General features: G+C 38.0%; 5 protein-coding genes and 2 pseudogenes. 2 read left to right on the top strand and 5 right to left on the bottom strand.

Going from position 1 to position 7339, the window contains the following annotated elements:
• Window positions 1-175: 175 nt before the first annotated feature.
• Window positions 176-301 (top strand): annotated as a pseudogene (locus tag RR45_RS11565) (DUF3788 family protein); the annotation flags it as partial.
• A gap of 70 nt (window positions 302-371) precedes the next feature.
• Here the strand turns inward: RR45_RS11565 and RR45_RS10475 are convergent.
• From RR45_RS10475 to RR45_RS10495, 5 genes and pseudogenes are all read right to left on the bottom strand, one after another.
• Window positions 372-1196, bottom strand: coding sequence for an endonuclease/exonuclease/phosphatase family protein (locus tag RR45_RS10475; RefSeq protein ID WP_010725664.1), 825 nt, complete (start codon window positions 1194-1196; stop codon window positions 372-374).
• Between the two features lie 212 nt (window positions 1197-1408).
• Window positions 1409-3571 (bottom strand): PTS transporter subunit IIBC, encoded by a 2163-nt coding sequence (locus RR45_RS10480; protein WP_031367147.1) that lies wholly within the window; start codon window positions 3569-3571, stop codon window positions 1409-1411.
• Between the two features lie 71 nt (window positions 3572-3642).
• The gene (pgmB, locus tag RR45_RS10485) at window positions 3643-4308 is read right to left on the bottom strand and encodes a beta-phosphoglucomutase (RefSeq protein ID WP_031367146.1); all 666 of its coding nucleotides are present in this window, start codon (window positions 4306-4308) and stop codon (window positions 3643-3645) included.
• A 1-nt stretch (window position 4309) separates the two neighbouring features.
• Complete coding sequence (locus RR45_RS10490) at window positions 4310-6568, bottom strand: glycoside hydrolase family 65 protein (protein WP_031367145.1); 2259 nt, start codon at window positions 6566-6568, stop codon at window positions 4310-4312.
• A 178-nt stretch (window positions 6569-6746) separates the two neighbouring features.
• Window positions 6747-6926: pseudogene (locus RR45_RS10495) on the bottom strand (MFS transporter); the annotation flags it as partial.
• A gap of 260 nt (window positions 6927-7186) precedes the next feature.
• On the opposite strand from RR45_RS10495, the gene RR45_RS10500 reads away from it, so the two are divergent.
• Window positions 7187-7339, top strand: a 153-nt coding sequence (locus tag RR45_RS10500) for a transposase (RefSeq protein ID WP_143465091.1), incomplete at its 3' end; no start/stop codon positions are given.

Here is a 7339-nt window from a genome sequence, read left to right on the forward strand (position 1 = left end):
ATTCTTTATTTAAAACTTTGCAACAGAACCAGAAGTCGGATACATTCATAAAAAAAATGAGGTCGAGACAAAAATCGTTTATGAGAAATTAGAGAAAAAACGAACAATACATTTTTTGTATTGCTCGTTTTTTTAAATTTCCGAAAAACCTGCCTTTCGGACGTCGTTTATTTGAGAGAGGTTAGGACAGAAGTGTTTAACTCCGAGAAATAAGAAGAAATGAACGAAAATTGCTTTTCAAATTTTTGTTCATTTCGGCTTATTTAAGAAGGAGTTGCTTCTGCTTCCGTCGTTTATTCGAGAGTCTGTAGCAAACCTGGTTTTTAGATTTGTCCCATATTCTTATTGTGACAATATTCCTTCGTTTCTCTTCACTCCAACGTGACTGCTACCCCATAATGATCACTGACAATCGGGCCATTTTCCCCGTCAAAAATACGTTGATAACTTGTAACAAAGCAATCTTGTGGTACATAAATATAGTCGATACGTAGCCCCTCTTTATTGTTTTCCCAGCCATCGATTCTCTTTTCGATCGTTGCTTCAGCTTGTTTTTTTTGCGCGATTGGATAAGCATCACGAATAGGCAACTGACTTTTTGCCACTAAATCGTACCCGCTGCCTTCAGCAGGATTGTTGAAATCCCCTAATAGATACAGTGGTGTTGTAAGAGGCGCTAAACTTGCTTCTAATTCTTTCCACTCAAATGCAAATCCGCTTTTTTCATCTGCCCACCAAGAAAAATGACAGCTTGCTACAGTAATACATTGTGTTTTGACAGAGGTTTGACCTACTAATATTTTTCGAGTATGGTAATCCTCTTTTTCTTTTGTTTCGGAGACTAGGTGCGTTTGACTAGTTAGTGGTTGTTTGGAAAGGAGCGCATTGCCTTCCTCATAGATAGCATAGCCGATATGACTCATTTCCCAACTCCAATAGTAAGTTTCACCTTGTTCTGCTAAGAGCTGGATCAAGCAATAGGCAAAGTTATCCGAGCGGACAGGCGTTTGTTCCTGCACCTGACTAAAATTCTTCAGCTGCTCACTGGTTAGTCGTTTTGCGTCCATCGTTTGATTGACTTCTTGCAATGCGATCACATCATATTGTTCATGACAGATTTTTTGAGCGATCTGTTTTAATTTTTCTTGTGGTTCCTCTTCTAACCAGCTATGCGTATTCAACGTCATTATTTTCATATAATTCTCCTTCTTAATGGGAGGGGTCGAAACATTGCTCCCACCTTCTGGATCCATATAGGTAAAGACCCCAAAGTAGTTTATTCAAAAAATAAGCCAATAATCCCTGAAATAGGAAAAGCAATTTCGGGATTATCGGCTTACTTCTAGGAGTTACACACATCGAACACATTCTTTCGATATGAAATACACACATGAACTTCTGTGATTCTTTACAAGTTTATTTTCCCGATCACTGTTCCTCGTTCAGTGTCTCCTAATTTATTGATGGTCAGCCCATTGACTTTGTCATCTGTAAAGACTACTATGATCGTCGTTTCTTTCCCTTCGTTCTTGATTGCATCTAGATTCATCTGAGCAATCGTTGTTCCTGCTACTACTTCTTGGCCTTCAGAAACTAAGATCTCAAACGCTGGCTGGCTCATCTGAACAGTATCCAGTCCCATATGGATCAAAACTTCTGCTCCTTCTGCTGTTTGCATGCCAATTGCATGCTTGGTTGGGAAGACACTCACGATTTTACCAGAAAGTGGTGCCGTCACTTCTCCAGTGGCAGGAATGACAGCAAAGCCATCACCCATCATCTTTTGTGAAAAGACTGGATCATTCACATCTGTTAAAGCAATTACCTCACCAGTTGCTACAGTGAATAATTCTTTTTCGATACCTAAAACATGTTTCTCTTCATTCTTCTCATTTTTATTTGTTGCCTCAACTGTTGGCTCTGGAATATCAGCGCCTGATTGTAGTAAATCTTCAATATCCGATTTCAACACATCCGCTTTTGGTCCATACACGGCTTGCACACCTTTGTCCTTAACGATCAAGCCCATCGCTCCAGCACGTTTCCATTCTTCTTCTGAACCGACTTTCCCAGGATCCTCGACGCTGACACGTAAACGAGTCATACAAGCATCTACATCCTTGATGTTTTCTTTTCCACCTAACAAATGGATGATCTTAATGATTTGTTGATCTGCATTAGTTGCAGAACCTGACGGCGTTTCTTCACTGTCGTTATTATAGTTCCCATTACGTCCTGGTGTAGCATAATTGAATTTTTTGATCAAAAAGTTTGCCACAAAATACGTCAATACTCCAAATAATATGACACAGATAACAAAATTGAGCAAGTCGATACCTAATCCTGCTTTGATCGCTAATGGTGTACGTGTCAATAGTTCAATGTTCCCAAATGAATGGACACGTAAATGTAGAATATCTGCCATTGCAAAAGCTGCCCCTTGGATCACAGAATAAACAATGTAAAGAGGTACAGCTGCAAACATGAACATGAACTCTAATGGTTCGGTTACACCTGTTAAGAAAACTGCAAGTGCTGCTGAAAAATACATTGATATATATTTAGACTTTTTGTCTGGATCAACATTACGGTACATCGCTAGTGCTAATCCCATCAAGATACCGGAAGAACCAATCATTTGTCCCACTTTAAAACGAGCAGGTGTCCAGTTCTTCAATACGAATTCATATTGCGACATGTCGCCGGCGCCTTTCAAGTTGACCAAATCAGTCGCCCACGCCAACCATAAAGGATCTTGTCCAAATACTTTTGTTCCCGCTTGCGCACCAGATAATATCTCATAGGTACCACCCAGCTGCGTATAATTGATTGGGATCGTCAACATGTGATGTAAGCCAAATGGTAACAATAGACGTTCCAATGTACCATATAGGAATGGTGCTAAAACGGGAGCGCTTTCTTTTGACTCTGCAATCCACAATCCAAAGTTATTGATCCCTGCTTGGACATTCGGCCATACAATAGCAAGAATCAATGCAACAATCGTTGACCACAAAATAACTACAAAAGGAACAAATCTTTTTCCATTAAAGAACGATAATGCGTCAGGTAATTTACGATAATTGTAATATTTATTATAGGCCATCGCCCCAACGAACCCTGCAATAATACCAACAAATACCCCCATATTTAGTGCTGGTGCTTCTAATACACTGGTAAAGAACCCTTTAACCATGATTTTCGTGCCAAACAAGGTATGCGTAAATGCGTCTTCATTTGCCAACATCTCATTAGTCACACCAAAAATTGCTCCTGTGATCCGATTGATCAATATAAATGAGATCCCCGCAGCGAATGCTCCCCCTGCTCGTTCTTTTGCCCAACTACCACCTATCGCTAGTGCAAATAAAAGATGTAAATTTCCGATAATTGCCCAACCAATATTTTCGATCACGCCACCCGTTGTAACTAAAGGTGCAAGATCAGGATTGATCAACGGAATCGATTTACCGATACTGATCATCAAACCTGCCGCTGGCATAACTGCCACAACGACCATTAAAGCCTTTCCAAATTTTTGCCAAAACTCAAAGCTAAATATTTTTTTCATTTCCTCATCTCCTTAAAAATTAATATTTGTGTACATATTTGAACTTTGCAACAGAACCGTTTCACTTAACATTAATGATTTATCTCCCAAATTTTTTTTAAATATTCAAAAGTCAGCATTTCAGTGCTTTCTACTAATGCAATATCTGTCCCCAATACTTCTGCTTTACCAACGCCAATTGGTAACACCTTTGCAGCTTTAATCGCTGCAATGCCAGAATAAGCATCTTCAATCCCGATGGCTTGACTCACATCTACGCCAACACCTTCAGCAGCAGCGATGAAAATATCTGGTGCTGGTTTACTTGCGGCCACTTTAGCTGGATCGGCAATGGCATCAAAATAATCTGTCAATTGCATCTGGTCGAGTAAGAAAGGGCCATTTTTTGAAGCGGATGCCAGAGCAATTTTAATGCCTTGTCCCCGTAAATCCTGAAGTAGTTGTAAAATACCAGGATAGATATCTTTTGGTGACACCGCTTGAATCATCTCAACATAGTTATCATTTTTAAGTTTGGCCATAGCAGCAAATTCTTCTGCTGTATAGTCATTTTCCTTGCCACCATGTTCTAAAATACGACGCAAGGATTCTTCACGTGAGACACCTTTTAAATTTTCGTTGAACTCACGGTCAATCTTAATCCCAATTTCCTGGGCCAATTTTTCCCAGGCTAAAAAATGATATTCTGCAGTGTCAGTAATGACACCGTCGAGATCAAATAATACTGCTTGAAACATCTTAACCACCTACTTTCACAGTATAACTAGACGTCAATTCAACTGATTGACCATAGACTTCCAGGTTCAAAGCTTCTCCAGATAGCAAGCTGACCGTGACATTTTCAGTCACTTCAATTTTCAAAAGGCGACCACGATAGTTGATGTGGAAGGTATAACCCGTCCAATCGCTTGGTAAGAATGGTGCAAAGCTGAGTTTACCGTCCCATGTTTTCAATTGGGCAAAACCATGAACAATCGCCAACCATGAGCCAGTCATTGATGTGATGTGAAGTCCATCTTCTGTGTCGTTATTATAATTATCTAAGTCAAGACGAGCTGTTCTTTCATACATTTCAACAGCCTTGTCTTCCATGCCAAGCTCTGCTGCTAAAATTGCATGAATGGATGGAGAAAGTGAGCTTTCATGAACAGTTAATGGTTCATAAAAATCAAAATTTCGTTGTTTTTCGGCTAATGAAAATTGATTCCCGAAGAAATATATTCCTTGAAGTACATCTGCCTGCTTAATATATGGACTACGTAACACTCGATCCCAAGACCAATTTTGGTTCAATGGAAGATTTTTAGGGTCAAGTTGAGCCACTGGAGTCAAATCTTTATCTAAATAACCATCATGTTGAACAAAGATACCCAATTCTTCATCTTCTGGATAATACATTTTATCCACAATTTCTGACCAGTGAGCAGTTTCAGCACCTTCAATTAAATCTGGGCGTGGATATTTCGCTAAACTTTCAGCAGTATAAGTCAAAACCCAAGCTGCCAATTTATTAGTGTACCAATTGTTATTGATATTATTTTCATACTCATTTGGGCCTGTGACTCCATGAATCATGTATTTATCATTTCGTTTACTATAATGCACACGGTCTGCCCAAAAACGAGCAATTTCAATCAAAATTTCTAAACCTTCATGAGCAAGATAAGTTTCATCTCCCGTGTAGTTGCTGTAGTTATAAATCGCATAAGCCATTGCTCCATTACGGTGAATTTCTTCAAATGTAATTTCCCACTCATTATGACATTCAACACCTGTAAAAGTAACCATTGGATACAAAGCACCTTTAAGCCCTTGTTGACGGGCATTATGTTGTGCTTGTGGCAATTGATTATGACGATATTTTAAAAGATTTTTAGCAACTTTTTCATCCGAAAGTGCCAAGTATAATGGAACGGCATAGGCTTCTGTATCCCAATAAGTTGCTCCGCCATATTTTTCTCCAGTAAATCCTTTAGGGCCAATATTTAAACGTTCATCTTCGCCGTAATAGGTAGAGAAAAGTTGGAAAAGATTAAAGCGAATCCCTTGTTGAGCTTCTGCTGAACCGTCAATTTGTACATCAGCAATTTCCCAACGTTTTTTCCAAGCGATTTCTTGTTCTTTATAAAATTCGTGATATGTTTTCTTAGAAATTTCAAGGGTCAAATTTGATAGTACCTTTGTTAAATTCGAGGGTTCAATATCACGACTTGTGACAACCAAAACATTTTTAATAAAGGTGAGTGGTGCATTTTCCACTAATTTTGCTTCGTAAACATCTAAAACAGAACTTTCTCTTGTTTCTTGCTTAACTCGAGTAAAATCGCCTGCAAAGCTTTGTTTAGCTGCTACCGTAAATTGTTCAACTCCAAATGGATTAGGAATTGTTTCGGTGACAATAAATGAACCTGTAGCTGTATTATCAAGGTTTTTTACTGTCCAAAATTTTTCATCGTAGTTGGAATCTTCATTACGAACATTTGCATCAATGATTGAGGCTGTACGGATTTGATGAATTTCACCATCTAAGCTTTCAAACATGAAAGCAAAAACCGCAAGTTCTTGTTGAGCAATTGAGAAAAATCTTTCGGCAGTCACACGTACTCCATAAGCTACATAAGTATAGGTGAGTATCCCTTTTTCCATATCAAGCGACAGATTAAAATCAGTCACGTGACTTGCGGCTAAATCAACTTCTTTGTTATCAATAAAAACTCTGACAGAAGCAAAATTGAGGGCATTGATTGCTTTACCAAAATATTCAGGATAACCATTTTTCCACCAACCTACACGTGTTTTATCTGGAAACCAAACCCCTGCAATATAAGTTCCTTGGTGACTGTCGCCACTATAAGTTTCACTAAAATTTCCGCGCATTCCCATGTAGCCATTTCCAATGGAAGTAAGTGATTCTTGCAAACGACGGTCTTCTTTTTCAATCTGATTTGATGTAATTTTCCAAGGGTCAATGCCCATAATTCTTTTGATTTGTTTCATAGTGTTATCTTGTTCTCACCTTCTATTTTTTATAAAACTGATATTCCCAGGATGACATAATTGGAAGTAAAGACTGTCAATTCAGTGGGTTACTTACTTATTTATTAATCCAGTTATAGTAGAGCTCATTATTAATAAGTTTAATTATAAATTATTTTGTACAGATGGAATATCCTTTAGGTGGTAAAATGAAGAAAAAACCTAAACGAGTTGGGTCCGCACCAAGTGTTTCAAAAATTCTTCCCATATTTGAGCTTTGAAGAGAAAAAGCCATTTGAACCCCAAGGTAACCAAACGACAACATCCAGATTGTTTTTAATGGTAAAGTTGGTAATTTAGAAGTTTTTACTTCCGACATAAGATATCCTCCAAAAAATTCGAAAAAAATTACGCAACCGTTTGCATAATCAGCCAAAAATAAAAGCGCTTTTTTAAGGCAAATCAATTATATCACAATCGCTTTCATTACGTCAATAATATTATATTTCCTTATATTTATATTAGCGGATAGCTTCCGCGTGATGTTATCCTTAAATTCTAGAGTCACTATTGTATAATTTATGGAAAGGTTGTAATAAACTAGACACAAAGTTAAGAGAAATCGTGGAAAGGTTTATTATGGCAAGAAGAAAATTCGATAAACAATTTAAAAATTCTGCAGTAAAACTCATTCTTGAAGAGGGTTACTCTGTTAAAGAAGTCAGCCAAGAGCTTGAGGTTCATGCCAATAGTCTTTATCGCTGGGTTCAAGAAGTTGAAGAATATGGAGAA

The organism is Pseudolactococcus chungangensis CAU 28 = DSM 22330 (assembly GCF_002441885.1).
Classification (GTDB): domain Bacteria; phylum Bacillota; class Bacilli; order Lactobacillales; family Streptococcaceae; genus Pseudolactococcus; species Pseudolactococcus chungangensis.